This is a genomic window from Solwaraspora sp. WMMD792 (assembly GCF_029626105.1).
Lineage (GTDB): Bacteria > Actinomycetota > Actinomycetes > Mycobacteriales > Micromonosporaceae > Micromonospora_E.
In genome coordinates this window covers 5,257,334-5,281,891 of sequence record NZ_JARUBH010000009.1, presented here as the reverse complement: position 1 = coordinate 5,281,891, position 24,558 = coordinate 5,257,334, and the positions used below count along the sequence as shown (strand labels likewise).

The 24,558-nt window shown below is 69.0% G+C and carries 22 protein-coding genes, 2 tRNA genes, 1 other RNA gene and 1 pseudogene; 16 read left to right on the top strand and 10 right to left on the bottom strand.

Annotation, left to right across the window (positions count from 1 at the left end):
- Nucleotides 1–312: 312 nt before the first annotated feature.
- Nucleotides 313–504, bottom strand: coding sequence for a hypothetical protein (locus O7629_RS24630; RefSeq protein WP_278172106.1), 192 nt, complete (start codon nucleotides 502–504; stop codon nucleotides 313–315).
- Nucleotides 505–599: 95 nt separating this feature from the next.
- Between O7629_RS24630 and O7629_RS24625 the strand changes: the two genes are divergently transcribed.
- The 3 genes from O7629_RS24625 to O7629_RS24615 all read left to right on the top strand — a co-directional run bounded on the left by O7629_RS24625 (nucleotide 600) and on the right by O7629_RS24615 (nucleotide 1,526).
- The gene (locus O7629_RS24625) at nucleotides 600–833 is read left to right on the top strand and encodes a hypothetical protein (RefSeq protein WP_278172105.1); all 234 of its coding nucleotides are present in this window, start codon (nucleotides 600–602) and stop codon (nucleotides 831–833) included.
- A 176-nt stretch (nucleotides 834–1,009) separates the two neighbouring features.
- The gene (locus tag O7629_RS24620) at nucleotides 1,010–1,273 is read left to right on the top strand and encodes a hypothetical protein (protein WP_278172104.1); all 264 of its coding nucleotides are present in this window, start codon (nucleotides 1,010–1,012) and stop codon (nucleotides 1,271–1,273) included.
- A gap of 13 nt (nucleotides 1,274–1,286) precedes the next feature.
- Nucleotides 1,287–1,526: a hypothetical protein gene (locus tag O7629_RS24615; protein ID WP_278172103.1), complete on the top strand. Its 240-nt coding sequence runs from the start codon at nucleotides 1,287–1,289 to the stop codon at nucleotides 1,524–1,526.
- Nucleotides 1,527–1,572: 46 nt separating this feature from the next.
- Here the strand turns inward: O7629_RS24615 and O7629_RS24610 are convergent, their stop codons facing one another.
- Together O7629_RS24610 and O7629_RS24605 are read right to left on the bottom strand one after the other, a co-directional pair.
- The gene (locus tag O7629_RS24610; protein ID WP_278172102.1) at nucleotides 1,573–1,758 is read right to left on the bottom strand and encodes a hypothetical protein; all 186 of its coding nucleotides are present in this window, start codon (nucleotides 1,756–1,758) and stop codon (nucleotides 1,573–1,575) included.
- A gap of 219 nt (nucleotides 1,759–1,977) precedes the next feature.
- A tRNA-Ser gene (locus O7629_RS24605) sits at nucleotides 1,978–2,062 on the bottom strand.
- A gap of 87 nt (nucleotides 2,063–2,149) precedes the next feature.
- Here O7629_RS24605 and ffs point away from each other — a divergent pair.
- The 9 genes from ffs to O7629_RS24560 all read left to right on the top strand — a co-directional run bounded on the left by ffs (nucleotide 2,150) and on the right by O7629_RS24560 (nucleotide 11,898).
- Nucleotides 2,150–2,240, top strand: an RNA gene (ffs, locus tag O7629_RS24600) — signal recognition particle sRNA small type.
- A gap of 110 nt (nucleotides 2,241–2,350) precedes the next feature.
- Nucleotides 2,351–4,693: a DNA polymerase III subunit gamma and tau gene (locus O7629_RS24595; RefSeq protein WP_278172100.1), complete on the top strand. Its 2,343-nt coding sequence runs from the start codon at nucleotides 2,351–2,353 to the stop codon at nucleotides 4,691–4,693.
- A 137-nt stretch (nucleotides 4,694–4,830) separates the two neighbouring features.
- Nucleotides 4,831–5,139 carry a YbaB/EbfC family nucleoid-associated protein gene (locus O7629_RS24590; protein WP_233606442.1) on the top strand — a complete coding sequence of 103 codons (309 nt, stop codon included), beginning with the start codon at nucleotides 4,831–4,833 and terminating at the stop codon, nucleotides 5,137–5,139.
- Between the two features lie 10 nt (nucleotides 5,140–5,149).
- On the top strand, nucleotides 5,150–5,743 hold the full coding sequence (gene recR / locus O7629_RS24585) for a recombination mediator RecR (RefSeq protein ID WP_278172099.1): 594 nt from the start codon (nucleotides 5,150–5,152) through the stop codon (nucleotides 5,741–5,743).
- A gap of 238 nt (nucleotides 5,744–5,981) precedes the next feature.
- Complete coding sequence (locus tag O7629_RS24580; protein ID WP_278172098.1) at nucleotides 5,982–7,643, top strand: ABC transporter substrate-binding protein; 1,662 nt, start codon at nucleotides 5,982–5,984, stop codon at nucleotides 7,641–7,643.
- A gap of 116 nt (nucleotides 7,644–7,759) precedes the next feature.
- Entirely contained in the window at nucleotides 7,760–8,764 is a 1,005-nt protein-coding gene (locus O7629_RS24575) for an ABC transporter permease (protein WP_278172097.1), read from the top strand.
- Nucleotides 8,765–8,849: 85 nt separating this feature from the next.
- Nucleotides 8,850–9,809 (top strand): ABC transporter permease, encoded by a 960-nt coding sequence (locus O7629_RS24570; protein ID WP_278174672.1) that lies wholly within the window; start codon nucleotides 8,850–8,852, stop codon nucleotides 9,807–9,809.
- Between the two features lie 3 nt (nucleotides 9,810–9,812).
- The gene (locus tag O7629_RS24565) at nucleotides 9,813–10,814 is read left to right on the top strand and encodes an ABC transporter ATP-binding protein (RefSeq protein ID WP_278172096.1); all 1,002 of its coding nucleotides are present in this window, start codon (nucleotides 9,813–9,815) and stop codon (nucleotides 10,812–10,814) included.
- Nucleotides 10,807–11,898 (top strand): ABC transporter ATP-binding protein, encoded by a 1,092-nt coding sequence (locus O7629_RS24560; RefSeq protein ID WP_278172094.1) that lies wholly within the window; start codon nucleotides 10,807–10,809, stop codon nucleotides 11,896–11,898. The genes O7629_RS24565 and O7629_RS24560 overlap by 8 nt, the downstream gene beginning before the upstream one ends.
- A gap of 48 nt (nucleotides 11,899–11,946) precedes the next feature.
- Here the strand turns inward: O7629_RS24560 and O7629_RS24555 are convergent.
- From O7629_RS24555 to O7629_RS24540, 4 genes and pseudogenes are all read right to left on the bottom strand, one after another.
- A pseudogene (locus tag O7629_RS24555) lies at nucleotides 11,947–12,186 on the bottom strand (hypothetical protein); the annotation flags it as partial.
- A gap of 131 nt (nucleotides 12,187–12,317) precedes the next feature.
- Entirely contained in the window at nucleotides 12,318–12,983 is a 666-nt protein-coding gene (locus tag O7629_RS24550; protein ID WP_278174671.1) for an HNH endonuclease family protein, read from the bottom strand.
- Between the two features lie 141 nt (nucleotides 12,984–13,124).
- Nucleotides 13,125–14,822 (bottom strand): 2-isopropylmalate synthase, encoded by a 1,698-nt coding sequence (gene leuA / locus O7629_RS24545; protein WP_278174670.1) that lies wholly within the window; start codon nucleotides 14,820–14,822, stop codon nucleotides 13,125–13,127.
- A gap of 493 nt (nucleotides 14,823–15,315) precedes the next feature.
- Nucleotides 15,316–16,149 carry a hypothetical protein gene (locus tag O7629_RS24540; RefSeq protein ID WP_278172093.1) on the bottom strand — a complete coding sequence of 278 codons (834 nt, stop codon included), beginning with the start codon at nucleotides 16,147–16,149 and terminating at the stop codon, nucleotides 15,316–15,318.
- A 276-nt stretch (nucleotides 16,150–16,425) separates the two neighbouring features.
- On the opposite strand from O7629_RS24540, the gene O7629_RS24535 reads away from it, so the two are divergent.
- Nucleotides 16,426–17,691 (top strand): aspartate kinase, encoded by a 1,266-nt coding sequence (locus O7629_RS24535; RefSeq protein WP_278172092.1) that lies wholly within the window; start codon nucleotides 16,426–16,428, stop codon nucleotides 17,689–17,691.
- Nucleotides 17,692–17,697: 6 nt separating this feature from the next.
- A complete protein-coding gene (locus tag O7629_RS24530; protein ID WP_278172090.1) occupies nucleotides 17,698–18,777 on the top strand; it encodes an aspartate-semialdehyde dehydrogenase in 1,080 nt (359 codons plus the stop codon).
- Between the two features lie 363 nt (nucleotides 18,778–19,140).
- Here O7629_RS24530 and fxsT read toward each other — a convergent pair whose 3' ends face one another.
- On the bottom strand, nucleotides 19,141–21,474 hold the full coding sequence (fxsT, locus tag O7629_RS24525; protein ID WP_278172089.1) for an FxSxx-COOH system tetratricopeptide repeat protein: 2,334 nt from the start codon (nucleotides 21,472–21,474) through the stop codon (nucleotides 19,141–19,143).
- Nucleotides 21,475–21,935: 461 nt separating this feature from the next.
- Between fxsT and O7629_RS24520 the strand changes: the two genes are divergently transcribed.
- Entirely contained in the window at nucleotides 21,936–22,844 is a 909-nt protein-coding gene (locus tag O7629_RS24520) for a tyrosine-type recombinase/integrase (protein ID WP_278172088.1), read from the top strand.
- A 55-nt stretch (nucleotides 22,845–22,899) separates the two neighbouring features.
- Here O7629_RS24520 and O7629_RS24515 read toward each other — a convergent pair.
- Together O7629_RS24515 and O7629_RS24510 are read right to left on the bottom strand one after the other, a co-directional pair.
- Nucleotides 22,900–22,976 (bottom strand) — tRNA-Pro (locus O7629_RS24515).
- A 143-nt stretch (nucleotides 22,977–23,119) separates the two neighbouring features.
- Entirely contained in the window at nucleotides 23,120–24,013 is an 894-nt protein-coding gene (locus tag O7629_RS24510; protein ID WP_278172087.1) for a metallophosphoesterase, read from the bottom strand.
- 25 nt (nucleotides 24,014–24,038) lie between these two features.
- Between O7629_RS24510 and O7629_RS24505 the strand changes: the two genes are divergently transcribed.
- The gene (locus O7629_RS24505) at nucleotides 24,039–24,494 is read left to right on the top strand and encodes a GatB/YqeY domain-containing protein (protein WP_278172085.1); all 456 of its coding nucleotides are present in this window, start codon (nucleotides 24,039–24,041) and stop codon (nucleotides 24,492–24,494) included.
- The last annotated feature ends 64 nt before the right edge of the window (nucleotides 24,495–24,558 follow it).

Below are 24,558 nucleotides of genomic sequence, written 5' to 3'. Positions count from 1 at the left end.
GCTGAGACCAATAACCGAGACGAAGAGCTGTACGACGCCGCTGGCCGGTCCCGTGGGTATCGGCCAGCGGCGTTGTGGCTGCTCAGCGAGCAGCCGTGATCCACAGCGTCTCTTCGACTCGACACGCCGCGGCCTGACCAGCTGGAGTGCTGTGGATCATGGTGCCCCGTGGCTGTCGGAGTCGTAGGCGGGCTAAGTGGGCGAAGGCGCCGCTGCGGGCGTGCTCGTGGTTGACCCGCATGGCGCTGGTCCAACTCGGCGGCTATAGCTGGCCGATGTCAGCACATGGCCGACCACGCACGTCGGGAATCGTCAAAGCGCTTCTTCTTGAAACGGCCGGTTCTGTTTGATCCAGGCGACGACCTCTTCGCGTGCCCAGATCCGGCCGACGGTGAGCGTATCGAGTGGCTTCGGGAAGTCTGGCCGGTTGACGATGGTCTGGGTGCGCTGACGGCTGATGCCACCCATGAGCGCCTGGATCTCGCCCAAAGCCACCAGTCTCATGCCGCGAACGCTACGCTGTCAAGCTTAGCAATGGCAGCAACTTGTACCCGTTGCTACCGTTGACATGTTTGATGGTCGTGGCCCACTCTTGAAGCATGACGCCGATGGATGAGGATCGCTGGACCGGGCCCGGTCCAAGCGCCGCCGACGACGCTGACGTCACCCATGAGTGCGGGACCGATGAAGCGGCCGAGGTGGCTCTCACGCTGCGGTGGAGTTTCGAGGACTTGAAGGCCGAGCGCGGTGAGGCCGGTGCCCGACGGATCCTCGCCGAGGTCCTTGCCCGGTGGCAGGCCAACGGCGGCGAGCCGGTGGCGTTCGACGACTGACGACGCGTGACCGATCGGAAACGTCTTCCCTTGTGAGAGGAATCCATCGATGTGGGATGTCGGGGCGCTGTTCAGTGCGGCGTTGCTGGGCTTCTGCGCCGGGCTGTGGTCGTTCAGGGTGAAGTCGCGGTGGTGTCCGGACTGCGGGCGTACGACGTATCCGTTGGCGGATCGGCGTGGCGGGTAGTCGGCTGCTCCGTGCGCCCGAGCCGAGGCCGGGTGACGTGCTGGTGGTCGGTGGTGAGGCCAGTGTGCAGTTCGCTGGTGAGCGCCGGCTGCGGTTCCGGGTCATCTCCGTCGACCCCAAGCCGACGTACGAGGGCTGGCTCTGGGTCACGGGTTACGTGATCGACAAATCCGGCGATGCCGCCGAGCGGCGGGAGATATTCGTGCAACGCCAGGGACTTTTTCGACTGCCCCGGCGCGGAGAACAATCTTGAAGTGGAGAGAGCAGTGATTGTCGAGATGTTTCGTGAGCTGGTGGTGCGGTGGCGGGAGCGGCGGGACGGGCGGTCGGCGGCGTCGAAGCGGCTGGCCAGGCTGGCCCGGGAGCGTGCGGCGGCCCGGGAGCAGCGGTTGGACGGCAACCGTGGGCATCGGTGGTCGTCCGAGCCGACGATGCTCACGCCGACGCTGCGTCCGCTGATGACCTACGGTCAGCTGCTCGGCTACCGCGTACCGGCGGGGTCGTGACCTGACCCGGCAGCCGAGTCGGATGCGGTATCCAGGACAACCAGACTCACGCGGCCCCAGCCCGACGGGAGGCGTACAGGTCGGCGAGGAAGTCATCCGACTCGAACAGGTCCGGCCGGGCGAGGCCGTCAACCGAGGCGACCGGGCGCACGCCCTGACGGCGCGCCAGCTCCTCAGCCGGCACGTGCTCAGCGGTCGGCCACTCGGGCATCTGTTCGGCGTTGCTCGACATCACGGCTCACCTCCTCGCGGCTCTTTGACCATCTCCCATAGTCCCACACAGACCCGAAGGCAGGGTCACCCGCGACAGGGACCATTCACGGAATGATCTTGAACGTCGGTGGCTGACCTCGTCGTGCAGCAGCAGGCAGCGCCCAGACGAAGAGGTGTACGAACGCCGTTGGCCGGTCCCCTCAGGGACCGGCCAACGGCGTTGTGGCTGCTCAGTGAGCGGAGGATACGAGATTCGAACTCGTGAGGGTGTGAACCCAACACGCTTTCCAAGCGTGCGCCCTAGGCCTCTAGGCGAATCCTCCGCACGACACGATACAGGCTGCGGACGTGGCGGTCAGCACGGGCCGGGGTCGCCGACGGCCGCCCACCGCCCGGGGTACAGTGGGGCCAACCCCTCGTGCGGCGTGCATCTCGTGAACCTCCCCAGGGCCGGAAGGCAGCAAGGATAAGCGAGCTCTGGCGGGTGCACGGGGGGCCCTTTCGTCTCCGGGGCCGGCCGGGGGACCTGCCCCGGGGTGGCGGTCGCCGGCCCGCCCGCGCAGAATGGCTCCCGGCGTGGAACCCTGCCTGGTCGGAAGGAGGCGGTGAGGGTGGCACTGGCGCTCTACCGCAAGTACCGGCCGAGGACGTTCGCCGAGGTCATCGGCCAGGAGCACGTCACCGAGCCGTTGTCGCAGGCGTTGCGGACCGGGCGACTCAACCACGCGTACCTCTTCTCCGGGCCGCGCGGTTGCGGCAAGACCTCCAGCGCCCGAATCCTGGCCCGCTCGCTCAACTGCGAGCAGGGACCGACGCCGGAGCCGTGCGGCAAGTGCGACTCGTGCCGCGCCCTGGCCGCCGACGGCAGCGGCTCGATCGACGTCATCGAGATCGACGCGGCCAGCCACGGCGGCGTCGACGACGCCCGTGAGCTGCGCGAACGCGCCTTCTTCGCGCCGGCCAGCAGCCGGTTCAAGATCTACGTCATCGACGAGGCGCACATGGTCTCGTCGGCTGGCTTCAACGCGCTGCTCAAGCTGGTCGAGGAGCCGCCGGACTACGTCAAGTTCATCTTCGCCACCACCGAGCCGGAGAAGGTCCTCGGCACGATCAAGTCGCGGACCCACCACTACCCGTTCCGGCTGATCCCGCCGGGGGTGCTGCGGCCGTACCTGGAGCAGCTCTGCTCCGCCGAGGGCGTCAAGGTCGACCCGGCGGTCTTTCCGCTGGTGGTGCGGGCCGGCGGCGGCAGCGCCCGGGACAGCCTCTCGGTGCTCGACCAGTTGATCGCCGGTGCCGGCCCGGAGGGGGTCAGCTACCCACGGGCGGTGGCCCTGCTCGGCGTCACCGACAGCGCCCTGCTGGACGAGATGTGCGACGCCCTCGCCGCCGGCGACGGTGCCGCCGCCTACGCGACCGTCGACCGGGTCGCCGAGGCCGGGCACGATCCCCGCCGGTTCGCTTCCGACCTGTTGGAGCGGCTGCGGGACCTGATCGTGCTGCAGCAGGTGCCGGACGCGGTCAGCAAGGGGCTGATCGACGGGCCGCCCGACCAGATCGACCGGATGACCGCCCAGGCCGAGCGGCTCGGCCCGGCGACGCTGTCGCGGTGTGCCGACACGGTGCACAACGGCCTGGTGGAGATGCGCGGCACCACCGCGCCCCGGCTGCTGCTGGAGCTGGTCTGCGCTCGGATGCTGCTGCCCGGGGCCGAGGAGTCGACCGGGGCGCTGCTGCAGCGGATGGAGCGGATGGAGCGTCGGCTGGCAGCCGGCGTACCGATGGCGGCCGCCGCCGCGCCGGCGTCGGTGGCCGCCGCTCCCGCTGCACCGCCGCCCGCTGCTGAGGTGCCGGCCGCACCGCCGGCGGTTGAGCGACCACCGGCCGCCGCGCCGGCCGTACCGCCGGAAGCGGTGATGCCCGACCCGGCCGTCGCCGAGCCGCAGCCGGCCCCGGCCGCGCCGGGCGCGCTCGACGCGGCAACCGTCCGGCGGTCCTGGGACCAGATCCTCGCCATGGTCGGCAACCGGAGCAAGCGGGCCGCTGCGGTGGTCCGCGAGGCGACGGTACGCGAGGTCGACGGCGACGTGCTTGTGCTCACCTTCCGGCACAGCGTGCACGCCACCATGCTGTCCGCCTCGCCGGACCTGCTGCTCGAGGCCATCTACGAGACGCTCGGGGTCCGGTGGCAGATCCGCTGCGAGACCGCCGGTGCGGCGTCCGGTCCGGCCCGGGCCAGCGCCGCCCGGTCGGGCCCGGTGTCGCCGGCTGCCGGTCCACCTGCCAACGGTCCGGCCACCGCCGGCCCGCCGGCCGCCACCCGGTCGGCTGCGGCCAGCGCCGCCCGCGCGGCGGCTTCGGGTGGCGGGGCTGCCGGCCGGCCGGGTGCGAGTCGCCCCGGTGGTCGCCAGCCGGCCGGTGGCGGTGACGACTCCGACTGGCCCGAACCGGCCCGACCGGGCGGCGGCAACGCCCCGCCGGTGAACGACGGCCCGTCCGGTAGTGGCCCACCGCCGGGCGGCACCCGGCAGGCAGCTGACGGTGCCCGGCCGGGTGGTGGGGGCCCGTCCACCGGCCCTGGGCCGGGACAACGGTCGGCACCGACGCAGCAGAGCGGCCCGGGGCAGCAGAACGGCCCGGCGTCGCGGTCGGTCGGTCGGCCGGCGACCGCGACGGCTGGCCGACCGGCACCGTCGGCGGGGGGCGGTGTCTGGGCCGACGGGTCGTCCGCCGAGGAGCCGCCGTACGACCCGGACTATGACGGGCCGGTGCGGTCCGGCGCCGCGTCCGGTCCGCCGCGCGGCCCCGTCTATGAGGGCTTCGACCCGGGTGACGAGCCGCTGGACGAGGTGGTGGACGAGCAGACCGCCCGGCAGAGCAGCGAGGAGCAGGCGATGCAGTTGCTGCGCCAGGCGCTCGGCGCGGAGAAGATCGGCGAGATCGATTCGCGGTGACCGGAACCGATCCGCGGTGACCAGGTGTGCGGCTTCCGTGCCGGGCGCTGCGGATCCGGCGGGACGGACTAGGCTGGCCACGGTCCGGCCACACTGATCGAAGGAGCGGTGCCGTGCGCCCCGGTGGACAGCCCAACATGCAGCAGATGCTGAAGCAGGCGCAGAAGATGCAGCAGCAGATGGCGACCGCCCAGGCCGAGCTGGCCGAGGCGGAGGTCACCGGTGTGGCCGGCGGAGGGCTGGTCACGGTGACCCTTTCCGGCGTCGGCGAGATCCGGTCGATCAAGATCGACCCCAGTGCGGTGGACCCGGCGGACGTGGAGACGCTGGAGGATCTGGTGCTGGCTGCGGTCCGCAACGGCAACGACGAGGTCCGCAAGCTGACCGAGGAGAAGATGGGCCCGGTCACGGGCGGCCTCGGCGGTCTCGGGCTACCCGGGTTCTGAGCCGGCACAGATGTACGAAGGCGCCATCCAGGACCTGATCGACGAGCTGGGCCGGTTGCCCGGCGTGGGGCCGAAGAGCGCCCAGCGGATCGCGTTCCACATTCTCTCCGCCGACCCGGCGGACGTCACCCGGCTGGCCACCGCGCTACGCCGGGTCAAGGACCTGGTCAAGTTCTGCACGGTGTGTTTCAACGTGGCCGAGACCGAGCACTGCCGGATCTGCCGCGACCAGCGGCGCAACGACGACGTGCTGTGTGTGGTCGAGGAGCCGAAGGACGTCGTGGCGATCGAGCGCACCGGTGAGTTCCGGGGGCGCTACCACGTGCTCGGTGGGGCGATCAATCCGTTGGAGGGGGTCGGCCCGGACAACCTGCGGATCCGTGAGCTGATGCTGCGGTTGGGCTCGGGGACGGTCAAGGAGCTGATTCTGGCCACCGACCCGAACACCGAGGGCGAGGCGACCGCGACCTATCTGGCGCTGATGGTGAAGCCGATGGGGATCGCGGTGTCCCGGTTGGCCAGTGGCCTGCCGGTCGGCGGCGACCTCGAGTACGCCGACGAGATCACCCTGGGCCGGGCGTTCGAAGGCCGGCGTTCGGTCTGACACCGGGCCGGCGAAACACACGAAACATGTAACAACTTGGTATAGCCCAATTCTGGACATATCTGGCCTATCATCGACGCTGTAGGGTTCGATCGCCGTTGACGGGACAGTTAAGACACGATCCGGTACCAACCGCGTTCCGGCCGGTTTCCGGTCGCGCCGAACGCCGGCTAAGGTCTCGCCATCGGTGACCCCCGTCACTACGTTGTCCGTACCCAAAGGACGAGGTGAAGCACCCATGCGTGCACCCAGGCCGAAGGCCGCCATCGCGGCCGTCGCGGTCGCGGCGCTGGCCCTAGCCGGCTGCGCCGAGAGCGAGCGTGACGACTCCGGCGACTCCAGCGATGCCACCCTGGTCTTCGGCGTAGCCGGTGACCCGAAGGTCCTCGACCCCAGCTTCGCCAGCGACGGCGAGTCGCTGCGGGTGGCCCGGCAGATGTTCGAGACCCTGGTCCGTCCCGAGGAGGGCGGTACGGCGATCACACCCGGTCTGGCCGAGAGCTGGACCCCGGACGAGTCCGGTACGGTGTGGACGTTCAAGCTGAAGTCCGGCGTCAAGTTCCACGACGGCACCGACTTCAACGCCGAGGCGGTCTGTGTCAACTTCGACCGCTGGTACAACGCGACCGGCCTGATGCAGAGCCCCGACGTCACCGCCTACTGGCAGGACGTGATGGGCGGCTTCGCCAACAACGAGAGCGAAGACCTGCCGGAGAGCCTGTTCGAGTCGTGCACCGTGGTCGACGACACCACCGTCGACCTGGCCTTCACCCGGGTCTCCAGCAAGATCCCGGCGGCCCTGATGCTGCCGTCGTTCTCCATCCACTCGCCGGCCGCGCTGGAGGAGCACAACGCCAGCGACGTGACCGGCAGCGCAGACGACATCTCCTACCCGGCGTACGCGTTGGAGCACCCCACCGGCACCGGGCCGTTCAAGTTCGACAGCTGGGACATCGCCAACAAGACCCTCACCCTGGTCCGCAACGACGACTACGCCGGTGAGAAGGCGAAGGTCAAGACGCTGATCTTCCGGACCATCTCCGACGAGAACGCCCGCAAGCAGGAGCTGCGCAACGGCGGCATCCAGGGCTACGACCTGGTCGGTCCGGCCGACGTGCAGCCGCTCAAGGACGACGGCTTCAACGTGCTCACCCGCCCGGCGTTCAACGTTCTCTACCTGGCGATGAACCAGCAGGGCAACCCGGCACTGGCCGACATCCGGGTCCGGCAGGCGATCGCCCACGCGCTGAACCGTCAGGCGCTGGTCGACTCGAAGATGCCGCCGGGCGCCGAGGTCGCCACCCAGTTCGTTCCGCCGACCATCGAGGGCTGGAACTCCGACGTCACCACCTACGACTACGACGTGGCGAAGGCCAAGGAGCTGCTGGCCGAGGCCGGCCACTCGGACCTGACGCTGCGGTTCCACTACCCGACCGAGGTCACCCGGCCGTACATGCCGAACCCGAAGGACATCTTCGAGCTGCTCGCCGCAGACCTGCGGGAGGCCGGGATCACCGTCGAACCGATCCCGCTGAAGTGGTCGCCGGACTACCTCAACGCCACCACCTCCGGCAACGCGCACGACCTGCACCTGCTCGGCTGGACCGGTGACTACGGCGACGCCTACAACTTCATCGGTACGTTCTTCGACCGGCCCAAGGACGAATGGGGTTACGACAACCCGGAGCTGTTCGCCAAGTTCGCCGAGGCCGACGGTACTGCGGACATCGAGGCCCGCTACGAGCTGTACAAGGGCATCAACGCCGACATCATGGAGTTCCTGCCGGGTGTGCCGATTTCGCACTCCCCGCCGGCGATCGTCTTCGCCGAGGACGTGATCGGGGTGCAGGCCAGTCCGCTCACCGACGAGCGGTTCGCCACCGCCGAGTTCAAGTCCTGATCCACGAGTGATCTAGCGAACGGAACGAGGGCGGGCGTCGGCCGCCACCCGGGCCACCAGTCCGGATGGCGGCGGCGCCCGCCCACGCGACCCTCCACACCCCCTGCCGAGGCACCGTGTTCCGCTTCATCGTCCGACGACTGCTCCAACTCGTACCCACGCTGTTCGGTCTCTCCCTGCTGCTGTTCATCTGGCTGCACCGACTGCCCGGCGGCCCGGAGTCCGCGATCCTCGGCGAACGCGGCACCCCGGAGATGCGCGCGGCGATCCGCCGCAACCTCGGGCTCGACGAGCCGATCCTGATCCAGTACGGCCGGTTCATGAAGCGGCTGCTGCAGTTCGACCTCGGCACCTCGATCTCCACCAAACGTGAGGTCACCACCGAGTTCCTGCAACGCTTCCCGGGCACCGTGGAGCTGACCGCCGCCGCCATGCTGATCGCGATCGGCGTCGGCATTCCGCTCGGCTACCTGGCCGCCCGCCGGCGCGGCACCCTGCTCGACCACGGATCGGTGGTCGGCTCACTGATCGGCATCTGCGTCCCGGTCTTCTTCCTCGCGTACGTGCTGAAGGCGATCTTCGCGGTGAACCTCGGCTGGTTCCCGTCCAGTGGCCGGCAGGACCCCCGCATCGACGCCACCCGGGTGACAAACTTCTTCGTCCTGGACGGACTGCTGACCCGGGAGTGGGACGCCTCGCTCAACGCGCTGTGGCACCTGGTGCTGCCAGGGTTGGCGCTGGCCAGCATTCCGCTGGCGATCATCGTCCGGATAACCCGGGCCAGCGTGCTGGAGGTGCTCGGCGAGGACTTCGTCCGTACCGCCCAGGCCAAGGGCCTGACCGGCCGGGTGATCCGCCGCCGGCACGTGCTGCGCAACGCGATGCTGCCGGTGGCCACCAGCATCGGCCTGCTCACCGGCGGGCTGCTCTCCGGTGCGGTGCTCACCGAGACCGTGTTCGCCTTCGGCGGCATCGGTGCCTTCGTCGCCGACGCCATCAGTCAGCGGGACTACCCCGTACTGCAGGGTTTCATCCTGATCATCGCGTTGGTCTACGTACTGGTGAACCTGTTGGTGGACATCTCCTACACCTTCATCGACCCGAGGGTGCGGGTCCGGTGAGCGGGCTGCTGGCCGGTACGGGTGAACAGGACTGCGGCGAGCGTGGCCCGCAGCTGCGGACGGAGGCGGCCCGATGAGTGACATCCTGAGCCCGGGACGGAAGAAGACGAAGCTCGACCGGCTCGCCGAGCTGTCCGCCGCGCACGACGACGAACGCGGTGTCAGCCTCTGGCAGGAGGCGTTCCGCCGGCTGCGCCGCAACCCGGCGGCGATCGTCGGCACCGTCATCCTCGGCGTCTTCCTGCTGGTCGCCCTGGTAGGCCCGTTCCTGGTGCCGTACGACCCGGCGGCGCAGCTGTGGAAGGACGAGATCCGCGAGGCGCAGGCCTTCTACCCGGGGCCGCGTGCGGAGAACTGGTTCGGCGTGGACCATCTCGGCCGCGACGAGTTCAGCCGGATGATCGTCGGTGCCCGGCAGACCCTGCTGGTCGGCGTCGTCGCCACCCTGATCGGGCTGACCGTCGGCACGCTGATCGGTGGGCTGGCCGGTGCCGCCGCCGGCCTCGGCGGACGGTGGGGCCGCTGGGTGGACACCGTACTGATGCGGATCGTCGACATGCTGCTGGCGCTGCCCAGCCTGCTGCTGGCGATCAGCATCGCGGCGCTGCTCGGGGCCAGCCTGACCACCGTCATGATCGCGGTCGGGATGGTCTCGGTGCCGATCTTCGCCCGGCTGCTGCGCGGCTCGATGCTCGCCCAGTCGAACAGCGACTACGTGCTCGCCGCCACCTCCCTGGGGGTACGGCGAAGCAAGGTGGCGCTGACGCACATCCTGCCGAACTCGCTCGCACCGGTGATCGTGCAGTCCACGCTCACCCTGGCCACCGCGATCATCGAGGTGGCCGCGCTGTCGTTCCTGGGGCTGGGCAACCCGGACGCGTCTATCCCGGAATGGGGGGTGATGCTGGCCGACGCGCAGCGCTACCTGGACGCCGCGCCCCGGCTGGCGATCCTGCCCGCGCTGGGCATCATCATCACCGCGTTGGGCTTCACCCTGCTGGGCGAGGCGATGCGCGAAGCCCTCGACCCGAAACTGCGGAAGTGAGCCATGGCGCTGCTCGACGTGGATGAACTGGCGGTCACCTTCGCCCGGCGGGGGCAGCGGACCGTGCACGCGGTCGACGGGGTGTCCTTCTCGGTCGACGCCGGTGAGGTGACCGGGCTGGTCGGCGAGTCCGGCTGCGGCAAGAGCGTCACCTCGTTGGCGATCATGGGGTTGCTGCCGGCCGGCAAGGGCGTACGGGTCCAGGGCAAGGCCGCGTTCGACGGCACCGACCTGCTGCAGCTCGATCCCCGGGCGATGCGGGACGTACGGGGCCGCGACGTGGCGATGATCTTCCAGGATCCGCTCTCCTCACTGAACCCGGTGGTGCCGATCGGGGTGCAGGTCACCGAGGTGCTGGTCCGGCACCGGGGGATGCGCGGCGAGGCCGCCCGGCTCGAAGCCGAGCACCTGCTGGACCGGGTCGGCATCCCGGACCCCACCCGCCGGTTGAAGGAGTACCCGCACCAGCTCTCCGGCGGGATGCGGCAGCGGGCGCTGATCGCGATGGCGGTCGCCTGCCAGCCCCGGCTGCTGATCGCCGACGAGCCGACGACCGCGCTGGACGTGACGATCCAGGCGCAGATCCTGGAACTGCTCAAGGACCTGGTGCGCGAGTCCGGTACCGCACTGGTGATGATCACCCACGATCTGGGGGTGGTGGCCGGCATGTGCGACACGATCAACGTGCTGTACGGCGGTCGGGTGGTCGAGACGGCCCGCCGACGTCCACTGTTCGCGGCACCGCGCCACCCGTACACGGTGGGTCTGCTCGGCTCGATTCCCCGGCTCGACGCGGGCCACGGTCGGCGACTGCGACCCATCCCCGGCTCGGTCCGGGACCTGCTGCCCTGGCCGGACGGCTGCGCCTTCGCGCCGCGCTGCGCCCGCCAGGTGGACGCCTGCCTCGGCACCCCGCCGCAGCTGCGCCGGGAGCCGGACGGGCACGCGTTCCGCTGCGTCAACCCGCCCGAGACCGACGACACGGGGGAGGCCGCCGGTGAATGAGCCACTGGTCGAGGTCCGCGACCTCAAGGTGCACTTTCCGATCACCCGGGGTGTCCTGCTGGACCGGGTCGTCGGGCACGTCCGGGCGGTCGACGGGGTGGACCTGCGGATCGCCCGGGGCGAGACGTACGGCCTGGTGGGCGAGTCGGGCTGCGGCAAGTCGACGCTCGGCCGGGCCATCCTGCAGTTGACCCCGCCGACCGGCGGCGAGGTGGTCTTCGACGGAGTGACGTTGAACCGGCTGCCGGCGGCCAAACTCCGCACCATGCGCCGGCGCTTCCAGATGATCTTCCAGGACCCGATGTCCAGCCTGGACCCACGGCAGAACGTCGAGTCGATCCTGGTCGAAGGGCTGCAGGCGCACGACATCGGCGCCGACCGCACCGAGCGCCGACGGATCGTCGGCGAGGCGCTCGACGCGGTCGGCCTGCCCCGCTGGGCGCTGTCCCGCTACCCGCACGAGTTCTCCGGCGGCCAACGGCAACGGATCGGCATCGCCCGCGCGCTGGTCCTCGGCCCCGAGCTGATCGTCGCCGACGAACCGGTCTCCGCACTGGACGTGTCGATCCAGGCCCAGGTGATCAACCTGCTGGACGAGCTGCAGATCGAACGCGGCCTCACCTACCTGGTGATCGCCCACGACCTGGCGGTGGTCCGCCACATCTCGGACACCATCGGGGTGATGTACCTCGGCGCGCTGGTCGAGGAGGCACCCGGGGACCAGCTCTACCGTGAGCCGCTGCACCCGTACACCCGGGCGTTGCTGTCGGCCGTGCCGGTGCCGGACCCGGAAGTGGAGGACCGGCGGGAGCGGATCCTGCTGGCCGGGGACCTGCCGTCGCCGGCGAACCCGCCAGCCGGCTGCCGGTTCCACACCCGGTGCCCGTGGGCGCAGCCGACCCGCTGCGCCGACGAGCGACCGGTGCTGCGCGAGGTCGGCCCGTCCCGGGTGGCCTGCCACTGGGCCGAGCAGATCGCCGCCGGGTCGCTGCGCCCACACCGGACGACCCCGGAAGCGGTTGCCCCCGCCGGTGCCGGCACTGCGCCGGCCACCGTCTCCGCCCCGCACGAACCGCTGCCGTAGCCGTTCGCGCCCCCGCGCGAGCCGCTGCGGTACGGGTTGTCCGCAGTTTCAGCCGTCCGGGCGGTGCAGCAGGCCGACCGCGATGGCGTGTACGGCGTCCAGGCCGGCCGGGTCGGCCAGGTCGGCCCGGCCGCCGGTCACCACGTACCACTCCGCGGCGTCCTTGTACTGCACGCGGAGGGTGACCTGGCCGGCGGCGAACTCGGTGCGCAGCGTCAACTCGCCGGTGATCACACCGACCTCTTCGGTCATCACCCCGCCCGGCCCGGCGACGATGTCCCGGGTGCGGCTCAACTCCACCGGCTCGCCCATGGTCAGCTCCTGTCCTCTCATCGGCCACCCGTACCGCCGTCCCGACCGGCCGGTGTCACCAACCGGCCGGTGTCAGGGACCGGTCCGGTGTCAACGACCGGTCGCGGTCACGGACAGGTGGTCAGCATGTCGGCCAGCGCCGCCTTCTCCGGCTCGGTGACCGACAGCTCCCAGTAGTGCTTGACCGTGATCCAGTCCTGGGCGTACTGGCACCAGTAGTCCCGGTTCGGCGGCTTCCACTGCGACGGGTCCTGGTCACCCTTTGCCCGGTTGGTCGACGCGGAAACCGCGATCAACTGCGGGCGGTCCAGGTCGTTGGCGAACTCGCGGCGCTGGTCGTCGTCCCACTCGTCGGCACCGGAGCGCCAGGCGTTGGCAAGCGGGACGATGTGGTCGATGTCGAGGTCGCCGGGGTCGGTGAAGGACTCGCCGTCGAACGCGCTGAGCCACTGTCCGCCGACCACGTTGCAGCCGTCCAGCTCGATCGCCGTACCGTCGCGTTCAAGCACGGTGTCCCGCACGTCGCAGTTGCTGCCGGCGGAGCTCCAGTGCGGGAAGTGGTCCCGGCTGTAGCCCCGCATGGAGCCGGCGGACGCCACGGTCAGCTGGTCGAGCAGCGCGGACGCCTGACCAGCGGAGCCGTCGCCGGAGCCGTCCGCCGACCCGTCGGGCGGCGCGGCGGTGGGGGAGCCGACGGTGATGTCGACGGACTCGCAGCCGGCGGTCGCGACGAGCGCCAGTGCGGCGGCTACCGCGACTGCCGCTCGGCGCAGGTCGAATCGGATGGTCCAGGGACGCTGTCGAAGAGGGGTTCGCACCTGCTTAGCTTGCGGGTGCCCGGCGGTCAGCGCCAGGCACCCGCCGTCCCGGCGTTTCGCCGGAACCATTGTGGATCTTGACTTGGTGCCGTCGGCTCAGCCGGCGCGCCGACTGCGGTTCACCGCGCTGGTCACCGCCCGCACCGAGGCGATCACGATGTTCGAGTCCAGCCCGACACCCCAGACCGTACGGTCGCCGACCTCGCACTCCACGTACGCGGCCGCCTGCGCGTCGCCCCCGGCGGAGAGCGCGTGCTCGTGGTAGTCCAGCACCCGCACGCCGACGTTCACCGCCTGCAGCGCGTTGACGTACGCGTCGATCGGGCCGTTGCCCGCCGAGTCCAGGGTGTGCCGGACTCCGTCGACCACGACCACCGAGGTCGCTTCCACCTTGCCGTCGACCGTGCTTGTCGCGTACGACTCCAGGGTCACCGCCGGTTCGGTCCGCTGACCGCCGAGGTACTCGTCGGCGAAGATCTCCCACATCCGCTGCGGCTCGATCTCGCCGCCGGAGTCGTCGGTGACGGCCTGCACCACGCCGGAGAACTCGATCTGCAGCCGCCGGGGCAGGTCCAGGTTGTGTTCCTGGCGCATCACGTACGCCACCCCGCCTTTGCCGGACTGCGAGTTGACCCGGATCACCGCCTCGTAGGTGCGCCCCACGTCACGCGGGTCGATCGGCAGGTACGGCACCCCCCAGGAGTGGTCGTCGACCTGGACCCCGGCTGCGTCGGCGTCGACCGTCAGCGCGTCGAAGCCCTTCTTGATGGCATCCTGGTGCGAGCCGGAGAACGCGGTGTAGACCAGGTCCCCGGCGTACGGGTGCCGCTCGTGCACCGGCAGCTGGTTGCAGTACTCGACGGTCCGCTTGATCTCGTCGATCTGCGAGAAGTCGATCTGCGGGTCGACACCCTGGCTGAACAGGTTCAGCCCCAGAGTGACCAGGTCGACGTTGCCGGTGCGTTCACCGTTGCCGAACAGGCAGCCCTCGATCCGGTCCGCGCCGGCCAGCAGGCCCAGCTCGGCGGCGGCCACGGCGGTGCCCCGGTCGTTGTGCGGATGCAGCGACAGCACGACGCTCTCCCGCCGCGGCAGCCGCCGGTGCATCCACTCGATCGAGTCGGCATACACGTTTGGGGTGGCCATCTCGACGGTCGCCGGCAGGTTGATGATCAGCGGCCGGTCCGGGGTCGGCGCGATCACGTCGATGACCGCGCTGCACACCTCCAGCGCGTAGTCCAGCTCGGTGCCGGTGTACGACTCGGGGGAGTACTCGTAGAAGATGTCGGTGTCCGGGGTGTGGATCTCGGCGTACTTCTGGCACAGCCGCGCCCCGGTGGTGGCGATGTCGGTGATCCCGGCCTTGTCCAGGCCGAAGACCACCCGGCGCTGCAGCACCGACGTCGAGTTGTAGAAGTGCACGATGGCCCGCTTCGCGCCGCGCAGCGATTCGAAGGTCCGGTCGATCAGATGCTCCCGGCACTGGGTCAGCACCTGGATCGTGACGTCGTCGGGGATCAGGTCCTGCTCGATCAGCTGCCGGACGAACTCGAAATCGGTCTGGCTGGCCGCCGGGAAGCCGACCTCGATCTCCTTGTAGCCCATCTGCACCAGCAGCTGGAACATCCGGCGTTTGCGGTCCGGCGACATCGGGTCGATCAGCGCCTGGTTGCCGTCACGCAGGTCGACGGCACACCACCGGGGCGGCTGCTCGATGCGGCGGGTTGGCCACTGCCGGTCGGGTACGTCGACGGCGAACTGCTGGTGGTAGGGCAGATAACGCTGGTACGCCATCCGGCTCGGCTGCTGCCGGGCGATCGGATCGGTGGCGGGCTGGTCGGTGGCGACCGGATCGGTGGTGGGCTGGACGTCGGCGGACTGCCGTGCTGGGCCGGCGGTTGGCTGTGCCATGGTGCGATCTCCTGGTCTGGGAAGGTCCCGCGCTGTCGCGTCCGTCGGCCGGCGCCGGCACCTCGGCCCGGGGCGGCCGGCAGGTCCCGGCGGCGAGCCGGTGACGGTGGCTGCGTCGGTCGCGGTGGCCGGGTCGGTACGGCTAAGGCAGCGGCCCGGTTCGGTCAGCTGGGCGGCGCGCTCGCACAGGTGCGGCGAACGGTGCCGGAGCGGCTGGACAGCGTGGGCGCGGATGGGGTCAAGGCGGCGCGGGTCAACTCCGCGACGAGGTGCCGGCCTCGGGGGCCTCGTCGCGGCAGCGAAGGAGGAGCGCCTGCCACATGACGGCTCTCACCCTACGTGGTGATCGCGGGTTGGCAAAGCCCGGCCGGAAATCTCAGCCGGTGCCGGTCGTGGATCCGCTGCTCGTCGCCGGGGTTCCGGCCGAGCCCGGCGGCACCCCGGTGGTCACCGGGCCCGGCAGCGTGATCGACGGCGGGGCCGCGCCCGGCTGGCCCGCAAGCAGCAGCGTCCCGAGCTCCACCCGTGCGCCGGTGAGGGTGCCGTCCGGGCGGTAGCAGTAGATGCCCACGTCCAGCGGAGGCTGCAACGAGGTGGTGGTCGACTCCACGGAGAAGCAGGTGCCGTCGACGCCGTCGAGCGGCTCGGTCACCGACACCGCCAGCGGGGCACGCCGGTCGGCCAGCACCGCCCGCCAGTCGGCGAACAGGTGGTGCAGTCGAGGGTCGAGCGCCGGCTCGACCGCTGCGTCCGGGTCGCCCAGCCGGACACAGTACGGCGTCACCGGGTTGGCGGCCGACGGCAGCGCACACCGGAACAGACCGTCGGCGTTCTGCGCCATTGCGACATCGCCCGTACCGCCCGTACCGCTCGCGCTACCTGGGGCGCCGCCCGGAATGTCCACCCGCCACCCGCCGTCCTCGGCCAGGGTCACCGCCACCGTCCGGTCCGGCCGACCCGGTGTCTGCAACGTGTAGAACGCCGTCATCCGCAGGTCGCTGGCGGCGGCGGCCGCCGCCGCCAACTGCGCCCGTGGCTCGGCCGGCGGGGCGCTACCCGGCGCCGACGGAGACTGCTCGCCGGTCGGTGTGCCCTGCGGCGACGTCACCGGATCGGTCGAATCGCAGCCCAGCAGGGACAACGTGACGAACGCCACGCAAGCCAGCGCGGCAGGCGACTTTCGCGACGCTACGGCACCCCGGGAACGCATCCGCCCATTCTGCGTACCCGGTCGGGTTTTGCGGCCGGGCGGCCCACGGACACGCCGATTTCCGTCGCCGGCCCGCCGACGACCTGCGGCCTTACGGTCCGACGGCGGGCCGTCGGCGTGTCGCGAACCGGGCCGGGCCGAACGACCGACCGCCCCCGACGGACACGGGCGGTGACCGCACCCGGCCGGATCGTGGGAACGGCTGTCTGCGCGGGCTCCGGACGCCGGTACCCTGATGCCGGCAGGTTGGCAGCAGCTGGAGGGGAGTGGACCGCCGTGGCACTGGTGGTGCAGAAGTACGGCGGGTCCTCGGTCGCCGACGCCGAACGCATCAAGCGGGTCGCCGAGCGGATCGTCGCGGCCCGCAAATCCGGCGACGACGTCGTGGTGGTCGTCTCCGCGATGGGCGACACCACCGACGAACTGCTCGACCTCGCCGGGCAGATCAGCCCGCTGCCGCCCGGCCGGGAGCTGGACATGCTGCTCACCTCCGGCGAGCGGATCTCGATGGCACTGCTCGCCATGGCCATCCACAACCTGGGCTACGAGGCCCGGTCCTACACCGGCTCGCAGGCCGGTGTGCTGACCACCTCGGTGCACGGCCGGGCCCGGATCATCGACGTCACCCCGGGCCGGTTGCAGGGCGCCCTGGACGAGGGCTCGGTGGCGATCGTGGCCGGTTTCCAGGGCGTGTCCCAGGACACCAAGGACATCACCACACTGGGCCGCGGTGGTTCGGACACCACGGCGGTGGCGCTCGCCGCCGCGCTGCAGGCCGACGTCTGCGAGATCTACACCGACGTCGACGGAGTCTTCACCGCCGACCCCCGGATCGTGCCGAACGCCCGGCACATCAAGCAGATCACCTACGAGGAGATGCTGGAGCTGGCCGCCTGCGGGGCGAAGGTGCTGCACCTGCGCAGCGTCGAGTACGCCCGCCGGGCCGGCCTGCCGATCCACGTCCGCTCGTCGTACTCGACCAACACCGGCACCATGGTGACCGGATCGATGGAGGATCTTTCCGTGGAGCAAGCACTCATCACCGGAGTCGCCCACGACCGGAGCGAGGCGAAGATCACCATCGTCGGCGTTCCCGACGAGCCGGGCGCCGCCGCCCGCATCTTCGAGACGGTGGCCAACGCGGAGACCAACATCGACATGATCGTGCAGAACGTGTCGACCGAGGGCACCGGCCGCACCGACGTCTCCTTCACCCTGCCGAAGGCGGACGGCCCGACCGCGATGGCGGCGCTGGGCAAGGAGCAGGAGCGGATCGCCTTCAAGGGCCTGCTCTACGACGACCACGTCGGCAAGGTGTCGCTGATCGGTGCCGGGATGCGTTCGCACCCGGGCGTGGCCGCCAACTTCTTCGCCGCCCTCGCCGACGCCGGCGTCAACATCGAGATGATCTCCACCTCGGAGATCCGGGTCTCGGTCGTCTGCCGGGACACCGACCTGGACGCGGCGGTACGCGCGGTGCACGCCGCCTTCGACCTCGGCGGTACGGAGGAGGCGGTGGTCTACGCAGGCACCGGCCGGTGAGCCCCGGTGCCTGACACCAGGGCACGCCAGCTGCCCACCCTCGCGGTGCTCGGTGCGACCGGAGCCGTCGGTGCCGTCATGTGCGAACTGCTCACCTCACGGGCCAACGTCTGGGGCGAGATCCGGTTGCTGGCCTCACCCCGCTCCGCAGGACGGCTGGTGCGCTGCCGGGGCGAGGAGCTGCCGGTGCACCAGGTCAGCCCGGAAGCCTTCGACGAGGTCGATGTCGTCATGGTGGACGTGCCGGACGACGTGTCCCGGCAGTGGACACCGGTCGCCACCGAGCGCGGCGCGACCGTGGTGGACAACTCGGGTGCGTTCCGGATGGACCCCGGCGTACCGCTGGTCGTGCCGGAGATCAACGCCGAGCAGGTACGTCGCCGGCCGCGCCGGATCGTCTCCAACGCCAACTGCACCGTCCTGGCCATGATCGTCGCGATCGCCCCGCTGCACCGCGAGTACGGCCTGCGCGAGCTGGTGCTGGCCAGCTACCAGTCGGTCTCCGGCGCCGGGCGGTTCGGCGTGGACCTGCTGCACAGCCAGCTGACCAGGGCGGCCAGCGACCGTACGCTCGGCTCCCGGCCCGGCGACGTACGCCAGGCGGTGGGCGACGACCTCGGCCCGTTCCCGGCACCGCTGGCGCTCAACGTGGTGCCGTTCACCGGTGAGCTGGCCGACGCCGGCTGGTCCACCGAGGAGCTGAAGCTCCGCGACGAGTCCCGCAAGATCCTCGGCCTGCCGGATCTGAAGGTCTCGTCCACCTGTGTGCGTGTGCCGGTGGTGACCGGGCACTCGGTCGCCGTACACGCGGTCTTCGGCAGCGAGGTCACCGCCGACGGTGCCCGCGAGGTACTGCGCAACGCGCCCGGGGTGATCGTGGTCGACGACCCGGCGAACGCCGAGTTCCCCATGCCGATCGACGCGGTCGGCACCGAGCCGTCCTGGGTCGGCCGGATCCGTCGGTCGATGGACGACCCCCGGGCCATCGACTTCTTCGTCACCGGCGACAACCTGCGCAAGGGTTCGGCGCTGAACACCATCCAGATCGCCGAACTGATCGCCCGGGACCTCACCAAGCAGCGCTGACGCATCGGGCCGGCCACTGAGGCAGTCGAAAGATTAAACCCGGCCCACGAAGGGGCCGGGCGGTCTGCCTCAAGTATAGTACGGGGCTCCGCGCCGATGTTCGGACCTTCCTGCGGTCACTCCTCGGTGTCGTGGAGGTCTGGTCGGCGCTTCTTGATCCAGAAGATCGCGCATCTGGTCAGGCCCCCAATGGGTATATAGATATCGATCCTGCGCTCCGGCGACGAACCAATGCACTGCGACGCGGCTCCCACCGCTGGATCCCACCCGACCCCGACTACGACCAGACAGCCTGGGACGATCGGGTACATCAACACCAACACCAACAGAGCCGGACCGCCACCGCCACCGCCTCCGCTACCGTCACGTGCTAGTGAGTCGGGACCGCATCTGGCTTGCCTTCCGATCCAACTCCTGTGCATAGTCCAGTTCGCCAAGGATGTAGAGATCCTTTGCAAGGCTAGCCATACTTGAGGCTATGTGGAGATGGTCCGTTGTGCAGCCAAATAGTCGCTGCCTCATGGACAGTGCTTGCTCGTCAATTTCCCGTGCGCGTTTTGGATACCTGAGTTCTCTTAGGTCTGCGGCCAGCGCCGCAAGGCTCCAGGCAATTTGAGGATGGTCGGTCTCTTCCCCAAAGAGTCGGCGACGCATGGCTAGCGCTTGTTCGTCTAGATGTCGTGCCTGGTTGGCATCTCCCAGCTCTCGTAGGTCGGCTGCAAGGTTCGCGATGCTCCAGGCGACATGGGGGTGATCCGTATCTTGTCCGTAGAGTTGCCGGCGAATCGCCAACGCCCGTTCGTCTAGCTCTCGCGCATTTTCGGCAGCGCCTAGGTCTCGAAGGTTATTTGCCAAGTTGGTAAGACTCCAGGCTAGATCTCGATGACTGTCCGGATCTGAATCATAGATCCGTTGGCGTATCGTTAAGGCGCGCTGGTTTAAGCTGCACGCGCGCTCAATTTCGCCGAGTTCATGTAAGTCGACGGCAAGGAAATGTAGACTTCGCGCTAGTTCTGGTTCGTCGGCATCATGCCCGTACAGGCGTTCAAACATTTCAAGGGCTCGCTCACTCAAGTCGCGCGATTGCAGAATCTTGCCGGACGCCCGTAGGTCGCCGGCGAGGAAGAAAAGGCTGCGAGCGACATCGGGATGGTCGGTATTGCGACCGTGAATGCACTCCAGTATCTCTGTGGCGCGTTCGTGTAGATGTTGTGCCGTAGGTAGGTCGAGACCTCGCTGCAACACGAAGTGCGCTGCTGCAGTCACAAGTTCTGCAAGGTCCTTTGTTGTACCGTAGCCTGCCGCTGCGCGGTCAGTCAGTGCTCGGATGTGAGGGACCAATCGAGTGCAGGTTTGCCAGATATCTGGACGGTCCCAGGCGTCGTGAGGGAAGAGCGCGGCGAGTAATGCGGTGGCGTCACTTACGCGTTGTTGGCGACTTTTGGTGTCTAATCGATCGAGTACCACGTTTTGAATAAGGCGGTGCAAGCGTGCGCTCCTATAATTGCGGTCGGTATCAATATCGGTATCGTCTACTAGTATGCCGCTGCGATAAAGTAGTCCAAGAATCTCGGCGCGTCCTAGAGGATTCCTTACCGCCTCGTCGTTCAGTAGGTGAGGCCGAGCGGCCACCTCCAGTAGCTCCAGAACGGGAAGTTGGTCTGGAGCTAGCAGCGCGCAAATCTCAAGAATCCAGGCTGCGGCAGGCTCTTGAGCTGAGAGTTGCTCGACCGTCAACGTGACCGCAACATGTACCGTTAATCGATATCCCAATGGCGATCCCTTTTGCATCAGATCGTGCCGTTGTTTGCGGAGGAGATCGAGATATTCCTGTAGTGACAGATGTCGACTTGCGGCATACGATGCTGCCTGCTCTAGGGCGAGGGGTAGGCAATCAAGCTCGTGGGCGATTTCTGAAGCGACAGTTTTCTGTGCGGCCTGATCGGATCGGGTGCGACCGCCCGTGCGTAGGAGTAGGAGGCGAACTGCATCCGGTACGGGTAAGGCGTCCAGTGGATGGGTTTCTGCTACTCCATGCCACCCGGGATTGCGGGATGTTATCAACACATGACCCGATCCGGCAGGGGGGAGGAGTGGCTCAATGTCCTCTGGATTAGTCGCATTATCGAAGATCAAGATCCATCGTCGGCGCTCGGCAAGTTCTTGTTGAATGTAAATGATATACTGATTCGGAAGCATTTCGGGTGCACCAAGGGCTACGGCCAATTCTCGCAGTGCGCTAACCGCTTCCAGGGTGCTTTCAGCGGGAATCCACCAGCCAAGCTGGTACTCGTGCCGGTGACTGTAGGCGAACGCTCTGGCGAGTTGCGTTTTCCCGATTCCACCGGTGCCCACTACTGCTGTTGTGGAAACGGGGACTAGGGCTGTGCGGCCGTCTTTTTCTAGTCCTTCGCGTAATTGTGCTAGGTCGGTCCTGCGGCCGGTAAACGTCCGGACCGGAGCCGGGATGTTCCATATTCTACTTATTTCGGCCGGCTGGCGGCGAGGAGTGTTAAGGTCTGCTGTTCCATCGCTGGGTTGCTGGGCCCGCCCTTGACGCAAGGCGAGTATTCCCAGGATAACGGTTGCCGGCAGGCCCAGGGTCCCTGTGATCCAGCCGGCCCGCTCGATCCAGTCCCACGAACCTTCAACAGGAGTGTCTAGGATCGAGGTCCACCAGCCTGTGCGGGCGCCCACGACACCAACGATGGATCCCGCCGTCACGCCGGCAATGATTAGCCCCGCCCGCGAGATCCACCGCCTATCTGTATTCATCGCATTATTATCGTCACTTGGTTCGAGGGACTCAAGGCTCACCTGGTACGGCAGCCGCTGTTAGGGCTATGGTCAGGTAGGGCGTGTCGGTGATTGAGTGTTTGCGATAGGCGTGTCCGTCGGTAGGTGGTTCTGGGTGGCTGTACCCCGTGTGGCCCGTACCCTACCTACCCCCAGGGCTGTTGTGTAGTCGGTTTAGGTGCTGTTGAGCTGGGATTGGATGGGATTCGGCTGGCTCCGGGTTCTGTGTAGGACGGGTGCGGCTCGCTGGTGATCATGAGCTTGCGAAGACCATGACCCAGAAGTGGGTTGCACCCGCTGATGTCATCAGCACTGACCGAGATCGGGTTGCCGCACCGACCCCCCCAAACTGCCGTCGATAGTTGCGGTCACTGGTCGCGACCGCCGCAGCTTGTTCATGGCCTTGGAGGTCATCAACGAACCCACGTGATCCACTAGGCCGGCGGTACCCGCTGATCAGCGTGCCGGCGGCGGCGGTGTGCGCGGTGATGGCCGGGGCGTACACGTTCGCCGCAGTCTGCGACTGGGTGCGCCTTCAGGCCCGTCCGGTGCGGGCCCGGCTCGGGTTCACCGCAAGGATGCCCTGCGGTATCCCGTCCGGGCAGACCGGTCGCCCGTCGAAGTCGCTGACTCTCGACCAGGCCAAGGCGATTCTGAAAGCCGCCGAGCACAGCCGCCTCTACGCGTACGTCGTGGTGTCACTGCTCACCGGTGCCCGTACCGAGGAACTGCGCGCGCTGCGGTGGGATCGCGTCGACCTGGTCGGCAGGCCGGACGCCGATCCGCCGGTTCCTCCGACGATCAACGTGTGGCGGTCGGTGCGGGCCGGTGGCGACACCAAGACCAGGAAGTCACGTCGCACCCTCGCCCTGCCCGCCCGGTGTGTCGCGGCGCTCAACCGGCACCAGGCCGACCAGGAACGGGCGCGGCAGCGTGCCGGGAGCCGATGGACTGACACCGGCGTGGTGTTCTCGTCGTCGACCGGGCAGGAACTGGACGCCGCGAACGTCCGCCGAGCCTTCCGCCGGATCGCCCGGCTGGCCGGGCTGAACGACAAGGAGTGGACGCCCCGCGAAATGCGACACAGCTTCGTGTCGCTGCTGTCGGACAGCGGCATGAGCCTTGAGCAGATCGCCGACCTGGTCGGCCACTCGGGCACGTCGGTGACGGAGAAGGTCTACCGGCACCAGCTACGGCCGGTCCTGCTGACCGGAGCGCGCGCCATGGATGAGATCTTCGGACCCGACGACGAACCAGCCGGAAAAGCTTAGACACTCAGTTAGACACTCAGAGGCCATGTCGACGTCGTCGACATGGCCTCTGACCTGGTCGGGGTGGCCGGATTTGAACCGACGACCTCTTCGTCCCGAACGAAGCGCGCTACCAAACTGCGCCACACCCCGAGGTCCGCTGGGCAATACTAGCCCACCGGCCCGGCAGGGCAAATTCGGTATCCCCGGTGCGCCGCCGCCGGTCCACGGGCGGCGCGTCACTGGGCCGCCGGCTGACGCAGGCTGACCTGCGTCGACGTTCGATCAGCGTTCGATCAGCGGGCGATCAACGTCAGCAGGGTGGCCTCTGGTGGGCAGGCGAACCGGACCGGCGCGGTCGGGTGGGTGCCCAGCCCGGCCGAGACGTGCAGCCACGAGTCGGTGCCCGGCCACCGGTGCAGGCCCTTGGCCATCGACCGGGGCAGGTCGCAGTTGGTGACCAGGGCGCCGACGAACGGCATGCAGACCTGCCCGCCGTGGGTGTGCCCGGCGAGCAACAGGTCGAGCCCGTCGGCGGCCATCTCGTCCAGCACCCGGGGCTCGGGGGAGTGGGTCAGGCCGAGACTCAGGTCGGCCTCCGGCGACGGCCGGCCGGCGACGGCGGCGTAGTCGTCGCGTTCGATGTGCGGGTCATCGACGCCGGCCGCGTCGATCAGCCGGCCGCCGGCCTTGAACGACGCCCGGCGGTTGTTCAGGTCGTGCCAGCCAGCGCCGACCAGCACCTCGCGCAGCTCCTCGAACGGCAGGTCCGGGCCGGCCCGGTAGTCCCGCTCGGGCAGCAGGTAGCCCAGCGGGTTTTTCCACACCGGGCCGGTGTAGTCGTTGGACCCGAAGACGAACGCGCCGGGCAGGTCCAGCAACGGCTGCAGGGCCCGCAGCGCGCCCGGTACGGCGTCGGGGTGGGCCAGGTTGTCGCCGGTGACCACGACCAGGTCCGGGTCCAACCCGGCCAGCGCCGCCACCCAGGCCTGTTTGCGTCGCTGGTCGGGCATCATGTGCATGTCCGACAGGTGCAGGATGCGCAGCGGTTCCGCGTCCGGCGCGAGCACCGGCACGTCGAACCGGCGCAGGGTGAACATGTTGCGCTCGATGAGCGAGGCGTACGCCAGGGTGGCGGCGCCGAGTGCTGCGGTGCCGGCGGCGAGCCGGAATACGGTGCGCTTTCGCATGCCGACCAGGGTAGTTTGGCCACTCATGAGCACCGTGAAGGACCGCCTGACCGCTGACATGCGGGCCGCGTTGAAGGCCCGGGACGAGCTGACCACCTCCACCCTGCGGATGGCGCTGGCCGCGATCGGCAACGCCGAGGTCGCCGGCAAGGCCAAGCGGGAGCTCTCCGACGAGGAGGCGTTGGCCGTGTTGACCAAGGAGGCGAAGAAGCGCCGGGAGGCGGCTGCGGCGTTCGCCGATGCTGGCCGGGTCGACCAGGCCGCCAAGGAGCGGGCCGAGGGCGAGGTGCTGGACCGCTACCTGCCGCGTCAGCTGGACGACGCCGCGCTGACCGAGATCGTCAGCCGGGCGCTGGCCGAGGGTGGGTTCACCGGCAAGGCGCAGATGGGCCCGGCGATGAAGGCGGCCCAGGCCGCGGTGGCCGGCCAGGCCGAGGGTGGCCGGGTGGCAGCCGAGGTACGCCGTCAGCTCGGACTGTGAGCGTCGGCTGACGCTGTACGCATGCATGATCCGATGCGCCTCATCTGATACCCGCCCGGCGTGT